The sequence below is a fragment of the Streptomyces durbertensis genome, from assembly GCF_014156695.1.
Lineage (GTDB): Bacteria > Actinomycetota > Actinomycetes > Streptomycetales > Streptomycetaceae > Streptomyces > Streptomyces durbertensis.
The window spans coordinates 1-899 of sequence record NZ_WMLF01000858.1; the positions used below are offsets into that span (position 1 = coordinate 1).

At 72.1% G+C, this 899-nt stretch carries 2 protein-coding genes; one reads left to right on the forward strand and one right to left on the reverse strand.

Features of this window, described 5'->3' with window-relative positions; genetic code table 11:
- On the forward strand, nucleotides 1-309 hold a 309-nt coding region (locus tag GL263_RS28710), incomplete at its 5' end, for a hypothetical protein (protein ID WP_228456876.1).
- A gap of 15 nt (nucleotides 310-324) precedes the next feature.
- Here GL263_RS28710 and GL263_RS27310 read toward each other — a convergent pair.
- The gene (locus GL263_RS27310) at nucleotides 325-783 is read right to left on the reverse strand and encodes an NUDIX domain-containing protein (RefSeq protein WP_182858404.1); all 459 of its coding nucleotides are present in this window, start codon (nucleotides 781-783) and stop codon (nucleotides 325-327) included.
- Between the last annotated feature and the right edge of the window lie 116 nt (nucleotides 784-899).

The window sequence follows — 899 nt, forward strand, 5'->3', positions numbered from 1 at the left end:
GTGGGGGTGGTGAACCTGCGGTGGCCGCACCCGAGTTCGGCGCGGGTGGTGCGGCGGCGTCGGCGGCGGAGTGCGTACGCCGCCGAGTGTGCGGGGGCAGACAAGCCGATTCTGTTGGACGAGTTCCAGGTGCCCTGGTACGTCGTGATCGAGCAGAGCCGGCGGTTTGTGGAGGAGTGGAAGGAGGAGCGGCGGGCGCAGCGGATGCGGCGGCTGCAGGTGTTGGAGGCCGGGGACGGGGTGGAGATGGTGGACGGTGTCGAGCTGCCGCCGCAGGCGGGGGCGGCGCCGCCGGTCGGGGTGGCGTAGGGCGGCCGGTTCCGGTCAGTCGGTGGTCGGGTGGGCGTGGATGAGGGTGCGGTGGAGGTCCTGGAGACCGCTGGGGAGCTCGTCGGGGGCGAACCAGCGGGCTTCGAGGATCTCGAACGGGTCGATGCGCAGTTCGCCGCCGAGCAGCGTCGCCTCGTAGGCGACCTCGATGCGGAGGCGGAAGCCGCTCTTCAGGTGGACGAGTCGGCCGACCGCCACGTCGAGGCCGGTCTCCTCGCGGACCTCGCGTACGACGGTGGCGGTGAACTCCTCGCCTTTGACGGCGTAACCGGACGGCAGTCCCCACTGGCGGCCTTCGGGCCACATGCGGTGGCGCAGCAGGAGTACGCGGCCGGCGTCGTCGCGTACGACGCCGGTGACGCCGACCATGAACTTTGCCCGGGTGAGCCACAGCACGCGCCACTGCACGGGGCCTCGGAGGCGGCGCCACACTCCTGCGGCCAGTCGCTTCACGTTGTTTCGTCTCCCCTCGGCGCCCGGCCTCGAAAGCCTGTGTCCTGCCACTGTCGCCGCTGCGTGCGGTGGCTGTCCAACGACGGCGGCGGGGAGCGCCGGGGAAAGCGGTGGCG